25 protein-coding genes are annotated in these 21719 nt (G+C 66.5%); 9 read left to right on the top strand and 16 right to left on the bottom strand.

The window, feature by feature from the left end; genetic code table 11:
* Positions 1 to 21: 21 nt before the first annotated feature.
* The 3 genes from MAA8898_RS17975 (at position 22) to deoD (ending at position 3321) form a co-directional block, all read left to right on the top strand.
* Positions 22 to 2049, top strand: a complete 2028-nt coding sequence (locus MAA8898_RS17975) for a methylmalonyl-CoA mutase family protein (protein WP_094022407.1) — start codon at positions 22 to 24, stop codon at positions 2047 to 2049.
* A gap of 254 nt (positions 2050 to 2303) precedes the next feature.
* The gene (locus MAA8898_RS17970; protein WP_094022406.1) at positions 2304 to 2612 is read left to right on the top strand and encodes an H-NS histone family protein; all 309 of its coding nucleotides are present in this window, start codon (positions 2304 to 2306) and stop codon (positions 2610 to 2612) included.
* 1 nt (position 2613) lies between these two features.
* On the top strand, positions 2614 to 3321 hold the full coding sequence (gene deoD / locus MAA8898_RS17965) for a purine-nucleoside phosphorylase (protein WP_094022405.1): 708 nt from the start codon (positions 2614 to 2616) through the stop codon (positions 3319 to 3321).
* A gap of 11 nt (positions 3322 to 3332) precedes the next feature.
* Here deoD and MAA8898_RS17960 read toward each other — a convergent pair whose 3' ends face one another.
* Together MAA8898_RS17960 and MAA8898_RS17955 are read right to left on the bottom strand one after the other, a co-directional pair.
* Positions 3333 to 4187, bottom strand: a complete 855-nt coding sequence (locus MAA8898_RS17960; protein WP_094022404.1) for an urea carboxylase-associated family protein — start codon at positions 4185 to 4187, stop codon at positions 3333 to 3335.
* A gap of 63 nt (positions 4188 to 4250) precedes the next feature.
* Positions 4251 to 4967, bottom strand: coding sequence for a DUF6065 family protein (locus tag MAA8898_RS17955; protein WP_094022403.1), 717 nt, complete (start codon positions 4965 to 4967; stop codon positions 4251 to 4253).
* Positions 4968 to 5075: 108 nt separating this feature from the next.
* On the opposite strand from MAA8898_RS17955, the gene MAA8898_RS17950 reads away from it, so the two are divergent.
* Entirely contained in the window at positions 5076 to 6251 is a 1176-nt protein-coding gene (locus MAA8898_RS17950; RefSeq protein ID WP_094022402.1) for a 4Fe-4S double cluster binding domain-containing protein, read from the top strand.
* A gap of 3 nt (positions 6252 to 6254) precedes the next feature.
* Here the strand turns inward: MAA8898_RS17950 and MAA8898_RS17945 are convergent, their stop codons facing one another.
* The 12 genes from MAA8898_RS17945 to MAA8898_RS17890 all read right to left on the bottom strand — a co-directional run bounded on the left by MAA8898_RS17945 (position 6255) and on the right by MAA8898_RS17890 (position 14942).
* Positions 6255 to 6440 (bottom strand): hypothetical protein, encoded by a 186-nt coding sequence (locus MAA8898_RS17945; RefSeq protein WP_094022401.1) that lies wholly within the window; start codon positions 6438 to 6440, stop codon positions 6255 to 6257.
* Positions 6441 to 6644: 204 nt separating this feature from the next.
* Entirely contained in the window at positions 6645 to 7424 is a 780-nt protein-coding gene (locus MAA8898_RS17940) for a succinate dehydrogenase iron-sulfur subunit (protein WP_094022400.1), read from the bottom strand.
* Between the two features lie 10 nt (positions 7425 to 7434).
* The gene (locus tag MAA8898_RS17935) at positions 7435 to 7809 is read right to left on the bottom strand and encodes a hypothetical protein (RefSeq protein ID WP_245853473.1); all 375 of its coding nucleotides are present in this window, start codon (positions 7807 to 7809) and stop codon (positions 7435 to 7437) included.
* Positions 7809 to 9611, bottom strand: coding sequence for a succinate dehydrogenase flavoprotein subunit (gene sdhA / locus MAA8898_RS17930; protein ID WP_094022399.1), 1803 nt, complete (start codon positions 9609 to 9611; stop codon positions 7809 to 7811). The genes MAA8898_RS17935 and sdhA overlap by 1 nt, the downstream gene beginning before the upstream one ends.
* A 79-nt stretch (positions 9612 to 9690) precedes the next feature.
* A complete protein-coding gene (sdhD, locus tag MAA8898_RS17925; protein ID WP_094022398.1) occupies positions 9691 to 10062 on the bottom strand; it encodes a succinate dehydrogenase, hydrophobic membrane anchor protein in 372 nt (123 codons plus the stop codon).
* A gap of 10 nt (positions 10063 to 10072) precedes the next feature.
* On the bottom strand, positions 10073 to 10456 hold the full coding sequence (gene sdhC, locus MAA8898_RS17920; RefSeq protein ID WP_094022397.1) for a succinate dehydrogenase, cytochrome b556 subunit: 384 nt from the start codon (positions 10454 to 10456) through the stop codon (positions 10073 to 10075).
* A gap of 155 nt (positions 10457 to 10611) precedes the next feature.
* On the bottom strand, positions 10612 to 11325 hold the full coding sequence (locus MAA8898_RS17915) for a DUF1194 domain-containing protein (RefSeq protein WP_176445217.1): 714 nt from the start codon (positions 11323 to 11325) through the stop codon (positions 10612 to 10614).
* A 66-nt stretch (positions 11326 to 11391) separates the two neighbouring features.
* Positions 11392 to 12177, bottom strand: coding sequence for a DUF4344 domain-containing metallopeptidase (locus tag MAA8898_RS17910; RefSeq protein ID WP_094022396.1), 786 nt, complete (start codon positions 12175 to 12177; stop codon positions 11392 to 11394).
* 96 nt (positions 12178 to 12273) lie between these two features.
* Positions 12274 to 13302: a MaoC family dehydratase gene (locus MAA8898_RS17905; RefSeq protein WP_094022395.1), complete on the bottom strand. Its 1029-nt coding sequence runs from the start codon at positions 13300 to 13302 to the stop codon at positions 12274 to 12276.
* Between the two features lie 3 nt (positions 13303 to 13305).
* Complete coding sequence (locus tag MAA8898_RS17900) at positions 13306 to 13509, bottom strand: DUF1737 domain-containing protein (protein ID WP_094022394.1); 204 nt, start codon at positions 13507 to 13509, stop codon at positions 13306 to 13308.
* A gap of 4 nt (positions 13510 to 13513) precedes the next feature.
* A complete protein-coding gene (locus tag MAA8898_RS17895; RefSeq protein ID WP_094022393.1) occupies positions 13514 to 14059 on the bottom strand; it encodes an NnrU family protein in 546 nt (181 codons plus the stop codon).
* A gap of 34 nt (positions 14060 to 14093) precedes the next feature.
* Positions 14094 to 14942: an HpcH/HpaI aldolase/citrate lyase family protein gene (locus tag MAA8898_RS17890; RefSeq protein ID WP_094022392.1), complete on the bottom strand. Its 849-nt coding sequence runs from the start codon at positions 14940 to 14942 to the stop codon at positions 14094 to 14096.
* A 344-nt stretch (positions 14943 to 15286) separates the two neighbouring features.
* Here MAA8898_RS17890 and MAA8898_RS17885 point away from each other — a divergent pair, with 344 nt between their 5' ends.
* Positions 15287 to 15607 carry a hypothetical protein gene (locus MAA8898_RS17885; protein WP_176445216.1) on the top strand — a complete coding sequence of 107 codons (321 nt, stop codon included), beginning with the start codon at positions 15287 to 15289 and terminating at the stop codon, positions 15605 to 15607.
* 49 nt (positions 15608 to 15656) lie between these two features.
* On the opposite strand, the gene MAA8898_RS17880 is transcribed toward MAA8898_RS17885, so the two are convergent.
* Complete coding sequence (locus MAA8898_RS17880; protein ID WP_094022391.1) at positions 15657 to 16412, bottom strand: sulfite exporter TauE/SafE family protein; 756 nt, start codon at positions 16410 to 16412, stop codon at positions 15657 to 15659.
* A gap of 162 nt (positions 16413 to 16574) precedes the next feature.
* Between MAA8898_RS17880 and mdh the strand changes: the two genes are divergently transcribed.
* Complete coding sequence (mdh, locus tag MAA8898_RS17875) at positions 16575 to 17537, top strand: malate dehydrogenase (protein WP_094022390.1); 963 nt, start codon at positions 16575 to 16577, stop codon at positions 17535 to 17537.
* An 83-nt stretch (positions 17538 to 17620) separates the two neighbouring features.
* Here the strand turns inward: mdh and MAA8898_RS17870 are convergent, their stop codons facing one another.
* Entirely contained in the window at positions 17621 to 18196 is a 576-nt protein-coding gene (locus tag MAA8898_RS17870; RefSeq protein ID WP_176445215.1) for a VPLPA-CTERM sorting domain-containing protein, read from the bottom strand.
* A gap of 592 nt (positions 18197 to 18788) precedes the next feature.
* Between MAA8898_RS17870 and MAA8898_RS17865 the strand changes: the two genes are divergently transcribed.
* From MAA8898_RS17865 to MAA8898_RS25885, 3 genes are all read left to right on the top strand, one after another.
* Positions 18789 to 19985 (top strand): hypothetical protein, encoded by a 1197-nt coding sequence (locus MAA8898_RS17865; protein WP_094022388.1) that lies wholly within the window; start codon positions 18789 to 18791, stop codon positions 19983 to 19985.
* Between the two features lie 186 nt (positions 19986 to 20171).
* Positions 20172 to 21365, top strand: coding sequence for an ADP-forming succinate--CoA ligase subunit beta (gene sucC, locus MAA8898_RS17860; RefSeq protein WP_094022387.1), 1194 nt, complete (start codon positions 20172 to 20174; stop codon positions 21363 to 21365).
* 4 nt (positions 21366 to 21369) lie between these two features.
* Positions 21370 to 21711: a hypothetical protein gene (locus MAA8898_RS25885; RefSeq protein ID WP_141194886.1), complete on the top strand. Its 342-nt coding sequence runs from the start codon at positions 21370 to 21372 to the stop codon at positions 21709 to 21711.
* The last annotated feature ends 8 nt before the right edge of the window (positions 21712 to 21719 follow it).

Here is a 21719-nt window from a genome sequence, read left to right as displayed (position 1 = left end):
GACATAATATTTCGCTTATCCATGCCTGGACGCAACAAGATTGCCGACCACGATTCACGCCCAACGGAGGCCCCGATGACCGACACGCCGATGCCGCCCCGCGACAAACCCTGGCTCATCCGCACCTATGCCGGACATTCGACCGCGCAGGCCTCGAACGCGCTCTACCGCAGCAACCTGTCCAAGGGGCAGACCGGCCTGTCCGTGGCCTTCGACCTGCCGACGCAGACCGGCTATGACAGCGATCACGTGCTGGCGCGCGGCGAGGTGGGCAAGGTCGGCGTGCCGGTCTGCCACCTGGGCGACATGCGCGCGCTGTTCGACCAGATCCCGCTGGACCAGATGAACACCTCGATGACGATCAACGCCACCGCCCCCTGGCTGCTGGCGCTCTATATCGCGGTGGCCGAGGAACAGGGCGCGGACGTGTCGCAACTGCAAGGCACGGTGCAGAACGACCTGATCAAGGAATACCTGTCGCGCGGCACCTACATCTGCCCGCCGAAACCCAGCCTCAAGCTGATCGGCGACGTGGCGGAGTACTGCTATATCAATGTGCCCAAGTGGAACCCGATGAACGTCTGTTCCTACCACTTGCAGGAGGCGGGGGCGACGCCGGAACAGGAGCTGGCCTTTGCGCTGGCCACTGCCATCGCGGTGCTGGACGAGCTGAAGACCCGCGTCCCGGCCGAGGATTTCCCGACGCTGTGCGGGCGCATCTCTTTCTTTGTCAACGCGGGCATCCGGTTTGTCACCGAGATGTGCAAGATGCGCGCCTTTGTCGATCTCTGGGATGAGATCCTGCAGGAACGTTACGGCGTGGAGGACCCCAAGGTGCGGCGGTTCCGCTACGGCGTGCAGGTCAACAGCCTGGGCCTGACCGAGCAGCAGCCGGAAAACAACGTCTACCGCATTCTCATTGAAATGCTGGCGGTGACGCTGTCGAAAAAGGCCCGCGCGCGCGCGGTGCAGCTGCCCGCCTGGAACGAGGCGCTGGGCCTGCCGCGCCCCTGGGACCAGCAATGGTCAATGCGGATGCAGCAGATCATGGCATTCGAGACCGACCTCTTGGAATTCGACGACCTGTTCGACGGCAACCCGGCGGTGGATGCCAAGGTGACCGAGCTGAAGGCGGGCGCTCGGGCCGAGCTGGCCAATATCGACAGCATGGGCGGCGCGGTCGAGGCGATCGAATACATGAAGGGCCGGCTGGTCGACAGCAACGCCGAGCGGCTGAACCGGATCGAGCGGGGCGAAACCGTGGTGGTGGGCGTCAACAAGTTCACCCACGGCGAGCCCAGCCCGCTGATGGACGCGGACGGCGGCATCATGACCGTCGACCCGGCGGTGGAGCAGGAGCAGATCGACCGGCTGAACGCCTGGCGCGCGGACCGCAACGAGGGCATGGTCAAGGCAGCACTGGCGGACCTGCGGGCGGCGGCGGTGGCGGGGCGCAACGTCATGCCGGCCAGCATCCTCTGCGCGCGGGCCGGGGTGACGACGGGCGAATGGGCGGCGCAGATGCGCGCGGTGTTCGGCGAGTATCGCGGCCCTACCGGCGTGTCGCGCGCGGTGTCCAACAAGACCGAGGGGCTGGACGACCTGCGCGCCGCGGTGGACGCGGTCAGCGACCGGCTGGGCACGCGGCTGCGGTTCCTGGTGGGCAAGCCGGGGCTGGACGGCCATTCCAACGGCGCCGAGCAGATCGCCTTTCGCGCGCGGGACTGCGGCATGGAGATCGACTACGAGGGCATCCGCCTGACGCCCGAACAGATCGTCGAGGCGGCGCGCAACGGCGCGCATGTGGTCGGCCTGTCGATCCTGTCGGGCAGTCACATCCCGCTGGTCGAGGAACTGATGGACCGGATGCGGGCCGAGGGGCTGGGCCATGTGCCGGTGATCGTCGGCGGCATCATCCCCGACGAGGACGCGCGGCGGCTGACGGCGATGGGGGTGGCGCAGGTCTACACCCCCAAGGATTTCGAGCTGAATGCCATCATGCGCGATATCGTGACGCTGGCCGATCCCGCCTCTGTCGCGGCGCAATAACCCGCCCATTTCCCTGGTCCGGATTTGAAAAGCCCGCCGTTTCGGCGGGCTTTTGCCTTGCTGCATTGCGGCATATCTGCGGTCTTTTGATTTCGCCAAAAGATCAGCTATTGTCTATACCAAAGCGTATTGGCGCTGAATAGCACCAGCTTGCGCCACGAATTCTTGAAAATTCCAAAGATTGACACAAACTGTCACTTGAAACCCCACAACTCCCCGATCAGAACACGCAAAACAACAAAAGGACGGCAGAGATGGAAATGGACCTGGAAAACCTGACGCGCGATGAATTGCAGCAATTGATCATCGACGCGCAAAAGGCGATGAAAACGGTGGACATGCGCCGCAAGGCCGAGGCGAAACGCGCCGCAGAAAAGGCCGTGAAGGCCTATGGCTATTCGCTGGACGACGTGCTGGAAGGCGCGCCGAAAGGCAGCAAGGGCGCCCCGAAATACGCCAACCCCGCCGACCCGAGCCAGACCTGGACCGGCCGCGGACGCAAGCCGAACTGGGTGATCGACGCGCTGAAGGCGGGCAAGTCGCTGGAAGATCTCGCGCTCTGACATGACCATTCATATCGGAGCGGCCCCGGGGGAGATCGCCGAAACGGTCCTGATGCCCGGCGATCCCCGGCGCGCCGAATGGGCCGCGAAGACCTTTCTCGACGACGTGCGCTGCGTCAACGAGGTGCGCGGGATGTCGGGCTTTACCGGCACCTGGCGCGGCCACCGGGTGTCGATCCAGGGCTCGGGCATGGGAATGCCCAGCCTGTCGATCTATGCCAATGAACTGCTGCGGGACTATGGCGCCAGGACGCTGATCCGCATCGGGTCCTGCGGCGCGATGCAAAAGGACGTGAAGATCCGCGATATCGTCATCGCGATGACTGCGTCAACCATTTCGACTCCGTCAAAGGGGCTGTTCCGCGAGTTGAGCTATGCGCCCTGCGCGGATTACGGGCTGTTGGCGGCGGCGGTCGATGCGGCGCGGGCCAAGGGTGTGACTCCGCATGTCGGCGGGATCTATTCGTCGGATGTTTTCTATGACGAGCGGCCGGACCTCAATGAACAGATGGTGCGGCACGGGGTGCTTGCGGTGGAAATGGAAGCGGCGGAGCTGTATTGCGTCGCCGCCCGTTTTGGCGCGCGGGCGCTGGCGGTGCTGACGGTTTCCGATCACCTCATCACTGGCGAGGCGATGCCGTCGAAGGACCGCGAGCAATCGTTTGGCGAAATGGTCGAGATCGCGCTGGAGGCGGCCTTCGCCGGTTAGGCGGGCGGGGCTCAGGCCCCGCCCCCCATGCCGTGACTGCGGTCGTAGCCGTTGACACGCGGGCTGTGCCAGCCTGCCAGCGCGCCCGGGACCGGGCGCAGCACCTCCACCTGAAGCGGATAGCAGGCGGAGGTGTCCGAGCTGTGTTCGGCCGAGCAATCGCCGCCGGGACAGGCGCTGAGCGCGCCCAGCAGGTCGATCTCTGCGAAAAAGGTCAGGTGGTCGCCGGGGCGCACCGGGCTGGCCTTCATGAAATACTGCCCGGTGTCGCGGGTGAAGCCGGTGCACATGAAGACGTTCAGCACGTCATGCACGTGACGCTCGGCCTCACCCGTGGACAACCCGCGCGCCGCGGACAGGGCGCGGATCAGGTTGGAATGGCAGCAGTGGTGGTAGTGCGTGCCGGACAGCAGGTTGCCGGTGTAGGGGTCGCAGCGCGTGCCGATCACGTCATGCACCGACCCGCCGAAGGCATCGAAGCCGTACCAGTCCAGCGTGTCGGCGACGATGGTCGCCATCTGACGCAGGAAGGGAAAGCTGGACCACAGCCGGTCGCCGGTGGTGACATGGGTGCCGTGCAGCGCGCGGGTCTTGCCGGAATAGAAGCGTTCCGTCAGGTCGTGCGCGTTCCACAGGTTGAGGTCGCCCACCTGCGGCCCCTCGACAGAGACGATGCGAAAGAAGTGCCCGGCCGGGACGGCAAAGGTGCAGGCCTCGCGCGGGGCGGCGCGAGTGGTGTGGGTGATCTCTGCCCCCTCCAGCGCGGCGCGGTAGAGGCCAAGGTCCGGTTTCGGCAGGGTCTCAACGGGGTAGCAGATCACCGGGGCGATGGCGCGGCGGGCCTCTGCGTCAGGCGGTTGGGTCATGTGCGGACTCCCTTTTTCCCGCGACTGAACCCCTGAATGCGGCGAAAGGCAAGGTGGCGCCGGTCAGGGGGGCGGTTCGCGGTCGTGCCGGTGACGCCATTCGCGGGCATAGACCGACTCTTCGCCGTACTTGCGGGCAAGGGCCGCGGCGCGCGCCTCGGCCTCGGTCGCGGTTTCGGCGCGAACGGTCGCGTCGGTGATGGCAGCCCGCCGTTCGAAGGGCACGACCTGCACCATGGGCGTTCCGGCGGGCAGCGCCACCCCTTCGCCCGGGTCCGTCCAGAGAAAGGGGATGTTGACCGGCACCTCGAGCGCGTCGCAGTCGACGACGCCGTTGAAGGCGGTGAACGGCAGTTCGAAATGGTTGACCGGGTGCAGGAAGGCGGCCGACCAGCCGGGCGGCAGGACGATGCGCCAGGGGTTGATGAATTTCAGCGGCATCCGCCCATGGAACGGCGCGTCATAGGCGCCGATCTGCGCCGGGTGGTGCTGTTCGACCGGGGCAAAGGGCAGGTCCGTGGCCCAGTGAAAGCGCAGCTGGCCAAAGCTGTCGCGCGAGGTCTGGATGTCGAACGGCAGCGGGATGATCCAGCCCAGGGCAAAGGCATCGGTCACCGGCAGGCAGGCGCGCACGGTATGGGCCTGCAATCCGTGCGCATCGGGCATGCCCAGCGCACGCGGCAGGGCGCGGAACCACTCCGGCAGGAATTTCGCCGCCGGGCGGGGCGGCGGGATGCGGCCGTCAAGCGCAGGCGGACAGAGGAAGGCGAGGCTGGACATCGGCGGGCGCTCCTTTGATCGCCACAGTGCCGGGGGTGTCGCGGGCTGTCCATGGGGTCCCGCATCTGCCCCGTTTACCGCCGCACGGCCGCCCCCTAGGGTGGCGGCATGACCTGGCCCCGCAACAGACCCGACCCGCGACAGGACGGCGATTCCGCCGCCGGGATCGAGGTCACGGAGGATTTTGAGCCGTTCACCCAGCGCAACGACATCTTTACCCGCGCCTTCTGGGATCCGAAGGTGCGCAGCGCGAAGACGGACGCCTTTTTCGCCTCCTACCGGATGGAGGCCGCGCCGCGCCGGGGCGACGGCTTCAGCCAGCGCGACTTTGCCCTGCGCAACGCGGCCTGGCTGGTGTCCGACCTGATTTCCAACCGGCAGGCGCAGGACGGGGTGCGCGAGGGGTTCCAGGCGCCGATCCGCTGCGACACGCCGGTCGCCGAAGACCGCGCCGAGATGGGCGGGCCGGAGGCGGCGGCGGCAGAGGTCAAGCGGGTGGCGCGGTTCTTTGGCGCCGATCTGTGCGGCATCACCGATTTCGACCGCCGCTGGCTGTACGCCAGCCGGGTCGACACCCGCGACATGAGCGAGGCGCCGCACGGCCTGCCCGAGGGGCTGACCTCGGTCATCGTGCTGGGCCACGAGATGGACCGCGAGTTGGTGGCGACCTACCCCTCGGCGCTGGCCGGGGCGGCAACGGGGCGCGAATACAGCCACGAGGCGGCGGTGGCGATGCAGTTGGCCGCCTACCTGCGCAACCTGGGCTACGAGGCTGTGCCGTCGATGAACGACACCGCGCTGGTGATCCCCTACGCGGTCAAGGCGGGCTTGGGCGAATACGCGCGCAACCAGCTGGTCATTACGCCCGAGTTCGGCCCGCGCCTGCGGTTTTCCAAGATCTTCACCAACCTGCCGCTGGCGCATGACGCGCCCACGCCGCGCGGGGTGCGGGCGTTCTGCGACATCTGCACGAAATGCGCCGACGCCTGCCCGGTCAAGGCGCTGCCCTACGGGCCGCCGACGGACGCGGGGCCGAATGTGTCGGCGATCCGGGGGGTGCGGAAATGGACCTCGGACGCCGAGAAATGCTTTGGCTTCTGGGCCAAGACGGCGACGGACTGCGCGATCTGCATGCGGGTCTGCCCGTTCAACCGGGATTTCACGCGGCTGCGGGACCGGCTGTGGCTGCGGTTGGCTTTGGGGCGGCTGCGGCGGGTGGCGCTGTGGCTGGCGCGCGGGCATGGCACGCGGAAAAAGCCGTCGGACTGGTGGGCGCGGCGCTGAGGATCAGGCGCGCAGGCAGGTGCGGGGCGGTTCGCCCGGTTTGCCCTCGACACGCGCGCCACAATGGATGCAGGTCCATGAACTGGCGTCGCCGTGGCGGCGTTCGCGCCAGCGGCAGTGCCGCGTGGCCCGGTTGGAAAACACCGCGATCAGGACAAAGGCGAGGATGAGACCGACGACGACAAGCATGCGCTTTCCCTAGTCGTTTGGGTCGATCGGCGAAAGGCCCGGGGGTCGTTCGGCCGTAGGAGGGGCGCGCCCGAGCCTGGGTGCGGTTTGGAATGGTCCGCGGCACGCGGCAAACGAGACCGGGACGCGTTTGCATGACAAGGCAAAACCCCGAGACGCCGGCAAGCTTCTCGGGGCGGTTGCATTTCGGCGGTGCGGCGGGTGTCAGACCGCGCGGTCGACCATCATCTTCTTGATCTCGGCAATTGCCAGCGCCGGGTTCAGGCCCTTGGGGCAGGTCTTGGCGCAGTTCATGATGGTGTGGCAGCGGTACAGCTTGAACGGATCCTCGAGCTGGTCGAGCCGCTCACCCGTCGCCTCGTCGCGGCTGTCGATGATCCAGCGGTAGGCGTGCAGCAGCGCGGCCGGGCCGAGGTAGCGGTCGCCGTTCCACCAGTAGGACGGGCAGGCGGTCGAGCAGGACGCGCACATCACGCATTCATAGAGACCGTCGAGTTTCTTGCGGTCCTCGATGGACTGGCGCCATTCCTTGGCCGGGCGGTTGGTCTTGGTCTCCAGCCAGGGCATGATGCTGGCGTGCTGGGCGTAGAAATGGGTCAGGTCGGGGATCAGGTCCTTGACCACCGGCATGTGCGGCAGCGGGTAGATCTTGACGTCGCCGGTGATCTCGTCGAGGCCGTAGATGCAGGCCAGCGTGTTGATGCCGTCGATGTTCATCGCGCAGGACCCGCAGATCCCTTCGCGGCAGGAGCGGCGGAAGGTCAGGGTGGGGTCGATCTCGTTCTTGATCTTGATCAGCGCGTCCAGGACCATCGGGCCGCAGCTGTCCATGTCGAGGAAATAGGTGTCGACCTGCGGGTTCTTGCCGTCATCGGGGTTCCAGCGGTAGATCTGGAACTTGCGGACGTTTTTCGCGCCCTCGGGCTTGGGCCAGGTCTTGCCGGTCTTGATCTGCGAATTCTTGGGGAGCGTGAATTGGACCATCTCTCTCTCCTTAGCGAAGCAGGGCTGGCAGGCCGGTCGTGGCCAGGCAGCGGAGGGTTTCGGGTTTGGACGCGATGTCCCGCGTGATCTGGAGCGTGTTCTCGTTCGGGCCAAGCAGGGCGTCCGCCGCCAGCGTGCGGATCTGCTGCGCGCTGGCGTTGTCGATGAGGCAGTTCAGCGTCGGTTCCACCGGCACGCCGGGGAATTGTTCCATCACCACCGGGGTCAGCGCCGAACGCGCGGCGTTGCGGGCGATCTGGTCCTGCGACTGCGGCGTGCAGGCGGTGAGCAGGAGAAGGCCCGCGACCAGCGCCGGGGCGCGGGCGTGACGGCGCGGGGCGCCCGCGCGCCCTGCCCCGCCCTTTGTCCCGGCGATGGTGCGCATCAGAAGGTCCGCGCCTTGGGGGCGATGCGCTTGAGCTCGATGCCGCCCTGCTCTTCGGTGGTGAGGGGGTCGGTGATCACCGGGCGGTAGGTCAGGTCGACCTTCGGTCCGTCGACGCGGCTGATGGTGTGGACGCGCCAGTTTTCATCGTCGCGGGTGGCGAAATCCTCGTGCGCGTGGGCGCCGCGCGATTCCTTGCGCGCCTCGGCGCCGACGATGGTGGCCAGCGCGTTGGGCATCAGGTTGGTCAGTTCCAGCGACTCCATCAGGTCGGAGTTCCAGACCAGGCTGCGGTCGGTGACCTTGATGTCGTCCATCTTGGCGGCGATGGCGGTCATCGCCTCGACGCCGTCGGCCATGGTCTTGGCGGTGCGGAAGACGGCGGCGTCGCGCTGCATGGTCTTCTGCATCTCAAGGCGCAGTTCGGCGGTGGGCATCGTGCCCTTGGCGTTGCGGATGCCGTCGAAACGGTCAAACGCCTTGTCGATCTGGGACTTGGGCGCGGTCGGCACGGCGCTTTCACGGTCGACGACCTTGCCGGCGCGGATCGCGGCGGCGCGGCCAAAGACGACGAGGTCGATCAGCGAGTTGGAGCCAAGCCGGTTGGCGCCGTGGACTGAGGCGCAGCCGGCCTCGCCCACGGCCATCAGGCCGGGCACGATGCGGTTGGGGTCGCCCTCGGTGGGGTCCAGAACCTCGCCCCAGTAGTTCGTCGGGATGCCGCCCATGTTGTAGTGCACGGTGGGCAGGACCGGGATCGGCTCCTTGGTGACGTCGACACCGGCAAAGATCTTGGCGCTTTCGGAGATGCCGGGCAGGCGTTCGGCCAGCGCCTCTTTCGGCAGGTGCGACAGGTTCAGGTGGATGTGATCCCCCTCCTTGCCCACGCCGCGGCCTTCGCGGATTTCCATCGTCATGCAGCGGCTGACGTAGTCGCGCGGCGCGAGGTCCTTGTAGTTGGGGGCGTAACGTTCCATGAAGCGTTCGCCCTCGGAGTTGGTCAGGTAGCCGCCTTCGCCGCGCGCGCCCTCGGTGATGAGGCAGCCCGAGCCGTAGATGCCGGTGGGGTGGAACTGCACGAACTCCATGTCCTGGAGCGGCAGGCCCGCGCGGGCCACCATGCCGCCGCCGTCGCCGGTGCAGGTGTGGGCGGAGGTGGCCGAGAAATAGGCGCGGCCGTAGCCGCCGGTGGCCAGCACGACCATCTTGGCGTTGAAGACGTGGAAGGTGCCGTCGTCCAGCTTCCAGCAGAGCACACCCTTGCAGACGCCGTCCTCCATCAAGAGGTCGATGGCGAAATACTCGATGTAGAACTCGGCGTTGTTCTTCAGCGACTGGCCGTAGAGCGTGTGCAGGATGGCGTGGCCGGTGCGGTCGGCGGCGGCGCAGGTGCGCTGCACCGGCGGGCCTTCGCCGAACTCGGTGGTGTGGCCGCCAAAGGGACGCTGGTAGATCTTGCCTTCTGCGGTGCGCGAGAAGGGCACGCCGTAGTGCTCCAGCTCGTAGACCGCCTTGGGCGCCTCGCGGGCGAGGTATTCCATGGCGTCGGTGTCGCCCAGCCAGTCGGACCCCTTGACGGTGTCGTACATGTGCCACTGCCAGTTGTCCGGCCCCATGTTCGACAGCGAGGCGGCGATGCCGCCCTGTGCCGCGACGGTGTGCGACCGGGTCGGAAAGACCTTGGTCACGCAGGCGGTGCGCAGGCCCTGTTCGGCCATGCCGAGGGTGGCGCGCAGACCGGCGCCGCCCGCCCCCACGACCACGACGTCATAGTCATGCGTCTCGTATTCGTATGCTGCCATTGGTGTTTACCTATCGATCTTGTGCGGGGGACGGGGCCGCGCAGGGGGCGCCCGCCGCTGTCAGTGTGGGAGGTCGCGGCTAGAGCGCGAGGCGGGCGACGGCAAAGACGCCGACAGCGGCCGCGCCGTAGCTGAGGCAGGTCATCGCCAGGATCAGGATCTTTTCCATCGGACCATGAACGTAGTCCTCGATCAGGACCTGCACACCCATGTTGAAGTGGTGAAAGCCGACAAGAATGGTCAGCGCCGCGACGATGGCCGGGAAGGGCCGCGCGTAATAGGCGGTGATTTCCTCGTAGCTGCCGCCCAGCGCGGAGCCGAAGGTGAAGACGAAGAACGGCACCAGGATCAGCAGCGCCACCGAGCTTTTCTTCATCGCCCAGTGGTGCGCGGTTCCGGATTTGGCCGCGCCCCAGCCCACGGCGCGCTTGCGGTCGGTCAGGAATGCCATGGGTCTCTCCTCAGACGACGACGATGGTGAAGATGGTCAGGACGAAGGAGCCGATGATCACGCCCCAGCCGAGCATCTCGGCGCGCTCGATCTCGAGCATCTTGGCTTCGTCCCAGATCAGGTGACGGACACCGGCCAGCAGGTGATACCAGATCGCCCAGGCCGAACCGAGCATCACCACGTCCCCGAACCACGAGGTCAGCACCGCGTCGGCATAGGCGAAATACTCGGGCGAGGTCGCCGCGGCGAGAAACCACCAGACGATCATCAACGACCCGATCAGCAGCGCGTTGCCGGTGATCCGGGTCAGGATGGAGGTGATCGAGGTCAGTTGCGGGCGGTAGACTTGCAGGTGCGGAGACAGCGGGCGGTTGCCCCGGTTCACGTCGGCCATGGAGGTGTCCTTTCGGTTCCGTTGAGTCTGTTCTACCTCTTTCAAAGGGCGTGTCACGGGGCACCCCCGCGAAATTCTGCGGTTTTTTGGCGCAACTGGCCGGATTTTCCGGTCTTGTGATCACACTCCCGCGGAGTGTGATCACAGTATTTGCGCTAACGTTGCGGGGTTTGCATCCGTTCCGCGGGAATCGAGCCCGGGGGCGCGGGTGTCGCGCCTGCGGCGGTCTGCTTGGTGATTTCACGCAGCAGCTTTTGCCGGATGCGCCTGGGGTAGTCGGCGTAGCCGTTCGCCGTGGCGACAAAGGCGCCGGGGCCGTGGATGACGTTTTCGTAGAAATAGGCGGTGAGATCCGCCTCGGCCCCCTCGATCGCCAGCGCGTTGACCACGATGCCCTGCGCGCCGAGCGCGGGTTTCAGGGTGGCCGGTTCGGGGCCTTCGTTGGACAGCCCGTCGCCGGACAGGTCGATCACCCGGCGGCGGCAGTCGGGCACCTCGGCGAACAGCGCGATGGCGGCGCGCAGGGCCTCGCCGATGGCGGTGGAGAAGTGGCGCCAGGCGCGCGGCGCGGTTTCGATGTCGCGGGCCAGCGCCTCGGCCTCGGCAAAGCTGGCGATCTCGCGCCAGGGCAGCGTGACCTGCTGGCGCGAATTGCCGGTCCATTGCAGCAGGGCGACCCGGGCGCGGCCCTCGACCAGCGCGCCGACCACCGCGCCGTCGCGCAGCGCGGCGGCAAGGCCCTGCATCTGGATGTCGTATTCCTGCACGTCGACCGAGCCGGACACGTCCACCGCCAGCACCAGCGCGATTTCGCAGGCGGCAAGCCGCAGCGGCAGCAGGCAGAGGACAAGGATGGGCAGGAGGCGCATGGCGGCGATGACACGCCCGCGCCGCGCCGCGCGCAAGTCACGAGACGGTGACCGTGGACCGGGGGCCTATTCGGACAGCCTGTAAAGGTCGCGCAGGTAGGGCGGGAACTCGGTGCACATGACGATCTCGGGGCCGTCGGCGACGTAGAAGGCGTTCGGCTCTCCGCAGTCCTCGACGACGACGGTCAGCGGTTCGGGCCAGCGGAAGATCGTGTTCAGCTCGGCGATCTCATCGGCCATCAGCCGGGCCAGCGGGCTGTCGTCCTCGGAGACGAACGCCAGCGGGTGGCCGCCGGCGTCGGAGAGATCCTCCAGCACCGGGCGCCAGCTGGACCAGGCGAGGTTGAATTCCTCCTCGCAGACCTCGGCGCGCTCTTGGGGCAGGCCCATGTCGGCGGCGAAATCGTCGCGGTCCTCGGTGTTGGCGCCGTAGAAGAGGCACACGGTGTTGTAAAAGCGCTGTTCGTCGGGGCCGTGGCTGTCCCACCAGGCGATCTCGTAGTCCTCGTGATCGCGCATCATCGCCTCGGCGGCAAAGCCGAAGGAGGCGTCGTAGGCGAGGTCGAGCGCCGACGCCGGCTCGAACATCCAGTCGATCAGCAGGATCGATGCGACGTCGGCGGCGTCCTCTTCCTGGCCGTAGACGGGCAGCTGCAAGAGGTCGATCATGGCGTGGCCAAGCTCGTGGTAGAAGATGGCGAGGATGTTGGCCTCGACAAAGGCCTCCTCGGCCTCGTCGGCCCGGGCGGGGGCGGTCAGGCTGGCCAGCGCCAGTGCGCCCGCCAGCAGCGCGCGCGGCGCGGACCGTTTCAGGAAGGCGGGCGGTGCCGGCGGTGCGGGTGGGAAGGTCATGCGCGGTGATCCCCTGAGCGGGCCGATTCGGCCCTTGGGGACGATGGTAGGCGGGCGGCGCGCGCCCGCTCCAGCGGTTTTTCGCGCGGCTCGCGCTCAGACCGGCATCAAGGCCCAGTAGTCGAGGTCCAGCAGCACGTCGGGCAGGTATTTGCCATCCGGGCCTTTCAGCTCGAACGGGCCGCCGCCCTTGGTGGCGACCAGCCGCAGGCGGATCGCGCCGACGCCGGGGGCGCTGGTCTGAGCGGTGTCCAGCACCTCGGACCAGGCCTTGACCGTGTTGCCGGCGAGGCAGGGGTTGGCGTGCGCGCCGCCGTTCAGCCCGACGATCATCTGCGCGTTGGCCAGCCCGTTGAACGACAGCGCGCGCGCCATGGAGATCACGTGACCGCCGTAGATCAGCCGCTGATCGGGGCGCGCGGTGACGTCGAAGTGGACCTTGGAGGTGTTCTGCCAAAGGCGGGTGGCCATCATGTGCTCGGCCTCCTCGATGGTGACACCGTCGACGTGGTCGATGGTCTCGCCCACCGCGTAGTCCGACAGGCGGTGCCGCTCACCGGCGAGGGTGAAGTCGTAGTTCGAGAAGTCCAGCCCCTCCGGGATCACCAGGTCGGCCGGATCGACGGTGGACTTCAGATCGGGGATCACCGGATCGGGCGCGGGGGCGTCCATGTCGCGTTTGCGCAGCATGACCCAGCGAGCGTATTCCATCACCGTTTCGCCGTGCTGGTTGATCCCGCGCGAGCGGACGTAGACCACGCCGGTGCGGCCGTTGGAGTTCTGCTTCAGCCCGATCACCTCGGACTGCGAGCGGATGGTGTCGCCCGGCCAGACCGGCTTCAGCCAGCGCCCCTCGGCATAGCCGAGGTTGGCCACCGCGTTCAGCGAGACATCCGGCACCGTCTTGCCAAAGACGATGTGAAAGGCGGCGAGGTCGTCGATGGGGGCGGCGGGCAGACCGCAGCTCCGGGCGAATTCGTCCGAGGAATAGAGCGCGTGGCGCATCGGGTAGAGCGCGTGATACAGCGCGCGCTCGCCGCCCGAGATGGTGCGCGGCACGGCGTGGTCGATGACCTCGCCGACGCGGTAGTCTTCGAAGAAGCGGCCCGGATTGGTCTTGGCCATGTCTCAGTGATCTCCCAGCTTGGTATCGGGGGTGTAGGTGCCGTCCACCTCTTTGACGACCGCCTGGCCGCAGCGCATGACGCCGTTGGCGGCGTCGAAGGCGTAGGTGGGGCCGCCGTGCAGCGCCCACCCCTTGTTGAGGGCCGCGGTGACCTTGTGGCAGAAGGCCGAGGTGTCGTCCTCGGTCAGGAAGCGGTAGAGTTTCATGGCGTCATCCGAAGGCAGGGTAGCCAAGCAGGCCGTGGACGTAACCGATGACCACCAGCAGCACCAGCGAGGCGGCCATGAAGATGCCGTCCTTGGCGATGGGGCCGGGTGTGCGCGGGGTCCAGTTCGGCTCGGCGCGGTTGATGACGACGATTTCCGCCAGCGCCCACAGCGCGAGGCCGCCGAACAGGACAAAGCTGGGCACGTCGCCGTTCACCAAGAGGTGCGCGAGCGCCCAGAGGGCAAAGCCGGTCAGCATCGGGTGGCGCATCCCGGCCAGCAGCTTGCCCTTCTTGGCGGCGGGGCTCATCAGGTAGATGGCGGCCAGCACCAGCAGGTTCATGATGCCCACGGTGGCGGGCGAGCGGCCCCAGAAAAAGGCGCCGTCGGCCATGCGGTAGCCGAAGATCATCAGCACGACGGACAGCGCCAGCGCCAGCGCGACCGGGCCCTTGCCCTTGTCGCCCATGGGTTCGCGGATGCCGGGGGCGATGCGCTTGAAGAAATGCGCGGCCCACCAGAGCGCTACGCCGAGAATCAATAGAGCCATGTCAGTCTCCCTGTTTGCTGGCGGGAGCCTGCGGTCATTCGGTCAGGGCTGCAATGGCTTCGGCCTTGGCCAGCGTCTTGCGGGCGGTCTCGACGTGCAGGTTCTCGACGATCTTGCCGTCGACCACGGCCACCCCCTGCCCGGCCCTCGCGGCCTCCTCATAGGCGTCGATCTGGCGGCGGGCGAGGTCGATCTCGGCGGCATCGGGGGCAAAGGCGGCGTTGGCGATATCGACCTGCGCGGGGTGGATCAGCGTCTTGCCGTCCATGCCCATGTCACGGCCCTGGGCGCATTCGGCGCGCAGGCCGTCGTCGTCCTTGAAGGCGTTGTAGACGCCGTCGACGATGATCACGCCGTGCGCCTTGGCGGCCAGCAGGCACAGGCCGATGCCGGTGAGCATGGGCAGGCGGTCGGCGCGGAAGCGGGCGTTCAGCTCCTTGGCGAGGTCGTTGGTGCCCATGACCATGCCGGCAAGGCGCGGGTGGGCGGCGATTTCAGCGGCCGCAAGCATCCCGGCGGGGGTTTCCATCATCGCCCACAGCGGCTTGTCCGTCAGGGCGGCCAGCGCGTCCAGTTGCGCGGTGCTCTCGACCTTGGGCAGCAGGAGGGCGTCGCAGTCCATGGCATCGGCGGCGCGGGCATCGTCCTGCCCCCATTCGGTGTCAAAGCCGTTGATGCGGACGATCCGCGTGCGGTTGCCGTAGGGGCGCGACAGCGCCTCGGCCAGGGTGGCGCGGGCGGCGGTTTTCTCGGCCGGGGCGACGGCATCCTCGAGATCGAAGATCACCGCGTCGACCGGCAGCGTGCGCGCCTTTTCCAGCGCCCGCTCCTTGGAGCCGGGAATGTAGAGGACGGAACGGTAGGGGCGCGCGCGCAGGTCCATCTGAGTCTCCTCGGGTAATATTGTTGCGCAGAGATGCGCATTTTTTGCCGGATAGTTCAAGCCAAAATACGCCGCAGCGCAGAAATCGGTCTATCATCGTATACAACGGCGCGTCAAATCCTGTCGATTTGACCGAACGGCCCACAAATCCCGTCGATTTGAGGCAACGCGCGGTGCGTTAACCGGATTGGAAGGGGCGCGGGCGGACGATGTTGCCATGTCGTTGAACGCGGCATGGGCCTGCGGCCACAGGGATGCCGGGCCAGACCAGAGGGGACTTACCCTGCGCCGGACCCGCGGCAAAGCCGCGCGACAGGTCCGGCGCACAGCCGAAAGGTGGGACTATGACGGAGAAGTTCTTCAAGTTGACGATGCTCTCGGCCGGCCTCCTGATCGGGGCGGCGAGCCTGGTCCACGCGCAGGACCTGCGCCACTGCGCGCCGCGCGACCAGGTGGTCGACCGGCTGGCGACGAAATACGGCGAGACCCGGCAGAGCATGGGCCTGGGCGCCAACAATGCGGTGATGGAGGTCTTTGCCTCACCCGAGTCGGGATCCTGGACCATCACCGTGACCATGGCCAACGGCATCACCTGCCTTGTCGCCAGCGGCCAGGCCTTCGAGGAGCTGGCCGAGGTCCTGCCGCCCAAGGGGGACCCTGCGTGAGCCAAAGGGGGGCCGGCGTTTCGGTGAAACACGGCCTCCCCAGGCGCGGTCAGGTGAGCGCGTCCCAGACCAGCTTGGCCCCGGTCAGGCTGAGCGCGACGTAGGCGAAGGCAAAGAACCAGCGTTCCGGCACCATGTGGTGCGCCTTGACCCCCAGCCAGGTGCCCAGAAGCGCAAAGGGCATCAGGAGCGCCGCCAGCTTCAGCGTGTCGAGGGTAAAGATCCCCATCCCGGCGTAGATGCCGGATTTCGACAGGTTGACCGCCCAGAACACCAGCACGGTGGTGGCCTGGAACGTCGTCTTGCGCAGTTTCTGCCCAAGCAGGTAGACCGAGGCCGCCGGCCCGCCGGCATGGCTGACAAAGCTGGTGAAGCCCAGCACCACCCCCAGGGTCAGGCCGACCCCGGGGCCGAAACTGGTCCCGCCCAGCCGGATCAGGCCAAGCTTGACCACCATCTGCCAGGCGACGAACAGCAGCGCGACAAGGCCGATCAGCAGGCGCACCGTGTCCGGGTCCGTCCAGGCGTAGAACAGCGCGCCCAGCAGCGTGCCGGGGATCGAGCCGATCAGCAGCACCTTGGCCGCGCCCCAGTCCCACTTGCGCCAGTAGGCCGGCAGGCTGGCCACGTCGATCAGCATCAACAGCGGCAGCATCAGTCCCAGCGCGGTGCCGGGATCCAGCATGATGGCGAGAATCGAGGAGCTGGCAAAGGCCACGCCCGAACCGAAGCCGCCCTTGGAGATGCCGGCAAAGATGACGGCCGGAATGGCCACCGCAATGACGGGCGCCGTAAGGAGATCCATGCCTGCACCTGGGAATTCGTGTCGCGCTACAGGTCCTTATCCCGACCGCACCGGGCCGGACAAGGCCCCCCGGACCAAGCGCCGCAGCGCAGCGCCCTTGCGCGGAGCCGCGTCAGGGCGTAGGCACACCGCCAAATTAACGCAGGAGCGGAGTTCAATTCCATGGCCAGACCCAAGATCGCCCTGATCGGTGCGGGACAGATCGGTGGCACGCTTGCCCACCTTGCAGCAATGAAGGAACTGGGCGACATCGTCCTGTTCGACATCGCCGAGGGCGTGCCCGAAGGCAAGTCGCTGGACATCGCCGAGTCCGGTCCCTCCGAAGGCTTTGACGCGCGCCTGAAGGGCACGCAGGACTATGCCGACATCGCCGGTGCCGACGTCTGCATCGTCACCGCCGGCGTGGCGCGCAAGCCGGGCATGTCGCGCGACGACCTGCTGGGCATCAACCTCAAGGTGATGAAATCGGTCGGCGAAGGCATCCGCGACAACGCGCCCGACGCCTTTGTCATCTGCATCACCAACCCGCTGGACGCCATGGTCTGGGCCCTCCAGCAGTTTTCGGGCCTGCCCGCGCACAAGGTCTGCGGCATGGCCGGCGTGCTCGACTCGGCGCGCTTCCGCCACTTCCTGAGCCTGGAATTCGACGTGTCGATGAAGGACGTCACCGCCTTCGTGCTGGGCGGCCACGGCGACACCATGGTGCCGTCGGTGCGTTATTCCACCGTCGCCGGCATCCCGCTGCCCGACCTGATCGAGATGGGCTGGACCACCAAGGAAAAGCTGGACGCCATCGTGCAGCGCACCCGTGACGGAGGCGCCGAGATCGTCGGCCTGCTGAAGACCGGCTCGGCCTATTATGCGCCCGCCACCTCGGCGATCGAGATGGCCGAGGCCTATCTCAAGGACCAGAAGCGCGTGCTGCCCTGCGCCGCCTACTGCGACGGCGAGTTCGGCCTGAACGGCATGTATGTCGGCGTGCCGACCGTGATCGGCGCCGGTGGCGTCGAGAAGGTGGTCAACATCAAGCTCAACAAGGAAGAGCAGGAGATGTTCGACACCTCGGTCAAGGCGGTCAAGGGTCTGGTCGAGGCCTGCAAGGCGATCGACGGATCGCTGGCCTGAGCCTTTCGGGGCGCGACCGACACGGAATGAAAAAGCCCCGGTGATGCACCGGGGCTTTTTTGCTTTGTGTCGGCTGGCCGCAGTCAGGACGATTTGCGGCGACGTCCGAACCAGCCAAGCCCGACCATGCCCGCCAGCATCAGCGGCAGCGAAGCCGGCAGCGGAACCGGCGAGATGGTGGCCGCGGCGAGGTAGAACTGTTCGTTGTTGCGCGCCAGGCCCCGGCCGATGACCGGATCGAACGACGCGTCATCGAACCCGAAGGTCGCGCTGGTCACGCCGTTGAAGGTCAGGCCCATCAACTCGCCGAAGGTGTAGCGCGCCAGCGACCCGCCGTTGATGCCGAACAGCAGCGTCTGCGTGTTCGTGGAGGCGAACAACGTGTGCCCTTCCTTCGAGAACAGCAGGTTGCTGAGGGTTCGCGCGCCTTGCCAGGCGATCGTAACCGCTTCGGTCACGGTCACGTTGTCATCGGCCGAACCGGAGGTACACATGTTGCCGGTTCCGCCGCTGGCGGTGGCGCCGGGATTTGCGACGTTCTGGCAGACGCCAAGGCCCGCGTTGCCGTGGTCGAAGTACGGATAGAACGTGCTGTTGGCGAAGAAGGTCACCGCCTCGCCGTCAAACGCCGCATCGGTGATGGTGGTTCCGCTGACCACGCCATGTTCGTTGTTGTTTGAAAACGCGATGAAATCAAGGGTCGCCGCCCGGGTATCGGAGGCCCCGAATGCCAGCGCGCCTGAAGCAATCAGCGCAAGTGACAGTAGTTTCATAATTTTCCCTTTTCTACTTATTACCTTTGGGTGCCCGATGCTCGCCGTAAAGTCCTGCCTTGCCCCGCCGGTAGGTTCGGCGGGTGCATCAAAAGATGCTTAATCCACCAAGGATGCCAGAAAACGGGTGCCGTGGCCTAAGGGAAAACACCCCCCGGCGGATTTTTCGCCGATAATACAACCTCGATAAATTATCCAAGACCTCACGTCGCAACAAAAAGTTGCGAGACCCTCTGCCCCCCGGTCCGACCCTGGCCCTACCTCGCGGGGGCACGTTTGCCGGCTTTCGCGAGCGGGGTTTCCGATTCGGCTGCGCCTGAACCGCCATCCTGGGGGCCGCCAACCGGGCGCGTTTCAAGCACGACACCCGGGCCAGCGCGGTGCGCGATACCCCGGTCAAGGCCGGCGGCCTGACCCGGCCGGGCGGCGGGTGGAAACACGGCTTGAATGCCGCATGTCCGGCGCGCATGGTGGCGTCATGACCCGGTTTGCATTTGCCGCCCTTCTCGCCCTGACCGGCGCCGCCGCCGCGCAGGACACCCCACCTGACATCGACCTGACGCCGCTGGTTGCCTCGGTGGGGCTGACCGACACGCTGACCGCGCTGGAGGCCGAACCCGCCAGCCCGGGGCGAGACTTTGCCCTGGGCGGCCTGCGGTTCCTGCTGGCCATCGAGAAGACCTTGCAGCTGCGCTATCGCCACAACGCGGATTTCGGCGACATGGACCTGCCGGTGCTGCGCCTGCCCCTGCCCGACAACCCCGCGGCCGAACCGTTCTATGCCGCGCTGGTGGCGGACCTGTTCCGCGACCTCGTCGCCGACATGGCGACGGCGCGCGAGGACCTGCGCGGCGCCACCGGTGAATTTGGCGTGACGCTGGACCTGACGCGGCTCTGGTTCGACATCAACGGCAACGGCGCCCCGGACGCGGGCGAGGGCCTGCTGGACGCCGCCGGTGCCGCGCTGGGACAGGGCCTGCCGCAGGACCTGAACGCGCTGACGGTGCGCTTTGACAGCGCCGATGCCGCCTGGCTGGAGGCCTATACCCATCTGCTGGAGGGCTTTGGCCACCTGGTGCTGGCCTTCGATCCGACCGAGGTGATCGAGGAGGTCAACACCAGCATCGCGCAGATGCAGGCGCTGCGCGGCGCGCGCTCGTCGGACTATTATTTCTGGTTCACCGGGCAGGAGAGGTTTGTCGACGCCTTCGCGGTGATCTACGGCGCGGTGAACCGGCAACCGGACGTGGCGCATGTCCACGCCGCGCGTGACAACCTGCTGGCCATGGTCGCGGCGAACCGGCGGTTCTGGGAGATGGTGCCGCAGGAGACCGACAACAACGCGGAGTGGATCCCCGCGCGCGGCCAGGTCTCGGCGCTGGGCATCACCCTGCCGGAGGACACGGCCGACCGCTGGCTGGCGGTGTTGCAGGATGCCGAGGACGTGCTGCTGGGCAAGCAGCTGGTCGGGCACTGGCGGCTGGAGGGCAAGGGCGGCGTGAACGTCGCCCGGCTGTTGCAGGACCCGGTGCCCATCGACATCGTGACCTGGCTGCACGGGCACGGGCTGGTCCGCTACATGGAAACCGGGCCCGTCGTCGACGAGGGCAACCTCAACCGTTTCGCCGAGATGTTCCGCGGCGATGCGCTTTTGTTCATGGTCTGGCTGAACTGAGAGCGCTCACTTCGAATCAGCCCGGAGCGTGACCGGAAAACATTTGTGATCACACTTTTTGGACGTGTGATCACAAATGTCGGAAATCTGCCCAAATCCTGCTCATGCGGCAAAAAAGCAGTTCTAACCGGCGGCCGAGCCTGCGTAGGTAGGGGAAATCCGCAGCAAAACGGGGACAGTCGACCCATGAATATCCACGAATACCAGGCCAAGGCGCTGTTGCGCAGCTACGGGGCTCCGGTCTCGGACGGCCGCGTCGTCCTGAGGGCCGAAGAAGCCAAGACCGCCGCCGGCGCGCTGGACGGCCCGCTCTGGGTGGTCAAGGCGCAGATCCACGCCGGTGGCCGCGGCAAGGGCAGCTTCAAGGAGGCCGACGCCGGCGAAAAGGGCGGCGTGCGCCTGGCCAAGTCGGTCGAGGAAGCGGCGGAAGAAGCCAAGAAGATGCTGGGCCGCACCCTGGTGACCAAGCAGACCGGCCCGGCCGGCAAGCAGGTCAACCGGATCTACATCGAGGACGGGTCCGACATCACGTCGGAATTCTACCTCGCGCTGCTGGTGGACCGGCAGACCTCGCGCATTTCCTTTGTCGCCTCGACCGAGGGCGGCATGGACATCGAGGAAGTGGCCGAGAACACCCCGGAAAAGATCCTGTCGTTCTCCGTCGACCCGGCGACCGGCTACCAGGCGTTCCACGGCCGCCGCATCGGCTTCATGCTGGGCCTCGAAGGCAAGGCGATGAAGCAGTGCGTGCAGCTGATGGGCACGCTCTACAAGCTGTTCGTCGACAAGGACATGGAGATGCTGGAGATCAACCCGCTGATCCTGACCCCCGATGGCACGCTGAAATGCCTCGACGCCAAGATGGGCTTTGACGGCAACGCGATGTACCGCCACCCCGACGTGGCCGAGCTGCGCGACGAGACCGAGGAAGACCCCAAGGAGCTTGCCGCGTCCAAGTACGACCTGAACTACATCGCGCTGGACGGCGAGATCGGCTGCATGGTCAACGGCGCGGGCCTGGCCATGGCGACGATGGACATCATCAAGCTGTACGGCGCCGAGCCCGCGAACTTTCTCGACGTGGGCGGTGGTGCCACCAAGGAAAAGGTCGCCGAGGCGTTCAAGATCATCACCTCCGATCCGAACGTGAAGGGCATCCTGGTCAACATCTTCGGCGGCATCATGCGCTGCGACGTGATCGCCGAAGGCGTGGTCGCCGCAGTCAAGGAAGTGGGCATCGAGGTGCCGCTGGTCGTCCGGCTGGAAGGCACCAACGTCGAGAAGGGCAAGGAGATCATCAACACCTCCGGCCTGAACGTGATCGCCGCGGACAACCTGTCGGACGGGGCCGAGAAGATCGTGAAAGCCGTGAAGGGGTAACCACGTGATCGAGACGTGGATTCGCGCTCAAACCATAAACGCAGACGGTAGCCTCGTCTTCCGTCTGACCGAAGCAAAGTCACGTATTCCGCGCGAGGCTTTCGTCACTGGCACGGCGCCCTCTATAGCGTCGCCGCCGCCGGGTGCGAAAACTATCTCCATCACATGGCCGGACGGGGTTTCGACCGAGCACTTCGTTCGCGGCGATACAAACAAGTACATGATCACTGATCGCACCGACGCAGCCAAAAAGCATCTTGCGCCCCACATAAGCTATTCGGGACAAAAGATCGCAATAACCGCAATTTCCGACGGCGAATTCATAGTTTCGCTTTTGGAAGAGTAATCAGGAGA

The organism is Antarctobacter aquimaris (genome assembly GCF_900184945.1).
Taxonomy (GTDB): domain Bacteria; phylum Pseudomonadota; class Alphaproteobacteria; order Rhodobacterales; family Rhodobacteraceae; genus Maliponia; species Maliponia aquimaris.
The sequence above is the reverse complement of the archived record's forward strand: the minus strand, read 5'-3'. Positions and strand labels throughout refer to the sequence as shown.

Bases quoted from the DNA above. Each gene is read 5' to 3' on its own strand.
- MAA8898_RS17970 (WP_094022406.1), top strand. From the start codon at position 2,304: ATGGAAATGGACCTGGAAAACCTGACGCGCGATGAATTGCAGCAATTG.
- sdhA (WP_094022399.1), bottom strand. From the start codon at position 9,611: ATGGCAGCATACGAATACGAGACGCATGACTATGACGTCGTGGTCGTG.
- MAA8898_RS17880 (WP_094022391.1), bottom strand. From the start codon at position 16,412: ATGGATCTCCTTACGGCGCCCGTCATTGCGGTGGCCATTCCGGCCGTC.
- MAA8898_RS17955 (WP_094022403.1), bottom strand. From the start codon at position 4,967: ATGTCCAGCCTCGCCTTCCTCTGTCCGCCTGCGCTTGACGGCCGCATC.
- MAA8898_RS17915 (WP_176445217.1), bottom strand. From the start codon at position 11,325: ATGCGCCTCCTGCCCATCCTTGTCCTCTGCCTGCTGCCGCTGCGGCTT.
- sdhD (WP_094022398.1), bottom strand. From the start codon at position 10,062: ATGGCATTCCTGACCGACCGCAAGCGCGCCGTGGGCTGGGGCGCGGCC.
- MAA8898_RS17945 (WP_094022401.1), bottom strand. From the start codon at position 6,440: ATGCTTGTCGTCGTCGGTCTCATCCTCGCCTTTGTCCTGATCGCGGTG.
- MAA8898_RS17905 (WP_094022395.1), bottom strand. From the start codon at position 13,302: ATGGCCAAGACCAATCCGGGCCGCTTCTTCGAAGACTACCGCGTCGGC.
- MAA8898_RS17895 (WP_094022393.1), bottom strand. From the start codon at position 14,059: ATGGCTCTATTGATTCTCGGCGTAGCGCTCTGGTGGGCCGCGCATTTC.
- MAA8898_RS17950 (WP_094022402.1), top strand. From the start codon at position 5,076: ATGACCTGGCCCCGCAACAGACCCGACCCGCGACAGGACGGCGATTCC.
- MAA8898_RS17960 (WP_094022404.1), bottom strand. From the start codon at position 4,187: ATGACCCAACCGCCTGACGCAGAGGCCCGCCGCGCCATCGCCCCGGTG.
- MAA8898_RS17865 (WP_094022388.1), top strand. From the start codon at position 18,789: ATGACCCGGTTTGCATTTGCCGCCCTTCTCGCCCTGACCGGCGCCGCC.
- MAA8898_RS17910 (WP_094022396.1), bottom strand. From the start codon at position 12,177: ATGACCTTCCCACCCGCACCGCCGGCACCGCCCGCCTTCCTGAAACGG.
- sucC (WP_094022387.1), top strand. From the start codon at position 20,172: ATGAATATCCACGAATACCAGGCCAAGGCGCTGTTGCGCAGCTACGGG.
- MAA8898_RS17940 (WP_094022400.1), bottom strand. From the start codon at position 7,424: ATGGTCCAATTCACGCTCCCCAAGAATTCGCAGATCAAGACCGGCAAG.
- sdhC (WP_094022397.1), bottom strand. From the start codon at position 10,456: ATGGCCGACGTGAACCGGGGCAACCGCCCGCTGTCTCCGCACCTGCAA.
- MAA8898_RS17935 (WP_245853473.1), bottom strand. From the start codon at position 7,809: ATGCGCACCATCGCCGGGACAAAGGGCGGGGCAGGGCGCGCGGGCGCC.
- MAA8898_RS17890 (WP_094022392.1), bottom strand. From the start codon at position 14,942: ATGGACCTGCGCGCGCGCCCCTACCGTTCCGTCCTCTACATTCCCGGC.
- MAA8898_RS17975 (WP_094022407.1), top strand. From the start codon at position 22: ATGCCTGGACGCAACAAGATTGCCGACCACGATTCACGCCCAACGGAG.
- MAA8898_RS17885 (WP_176445216.1), top strand. From the start codon at position 15,287: ATGACGGAGAAGTTCTTCAAGTTGACGATGCTCTCGGCCGGCCTCCTG.
- deoD (WP_094022405.1), top strand. From the start codon at position 2,614: ATGACCATTCATATCGGAGCGGCCCCGGGGGAGATCGCCGAAACGGTC.
- mdh (WP_094022390.1), top strand. From the start codon at position 16,575: ATGGCCAGACCCAAGATCGCCCTGATCGGTGCGGGACAGATCGGTGGC.
- MAA8898_RS17900 (WP_094022394.1), bottom strand. From the start codon at position 13,509: ATGAAACTCTACCGCTTCCTGACCGAGGACGACACCTCGGCCTTCTGC.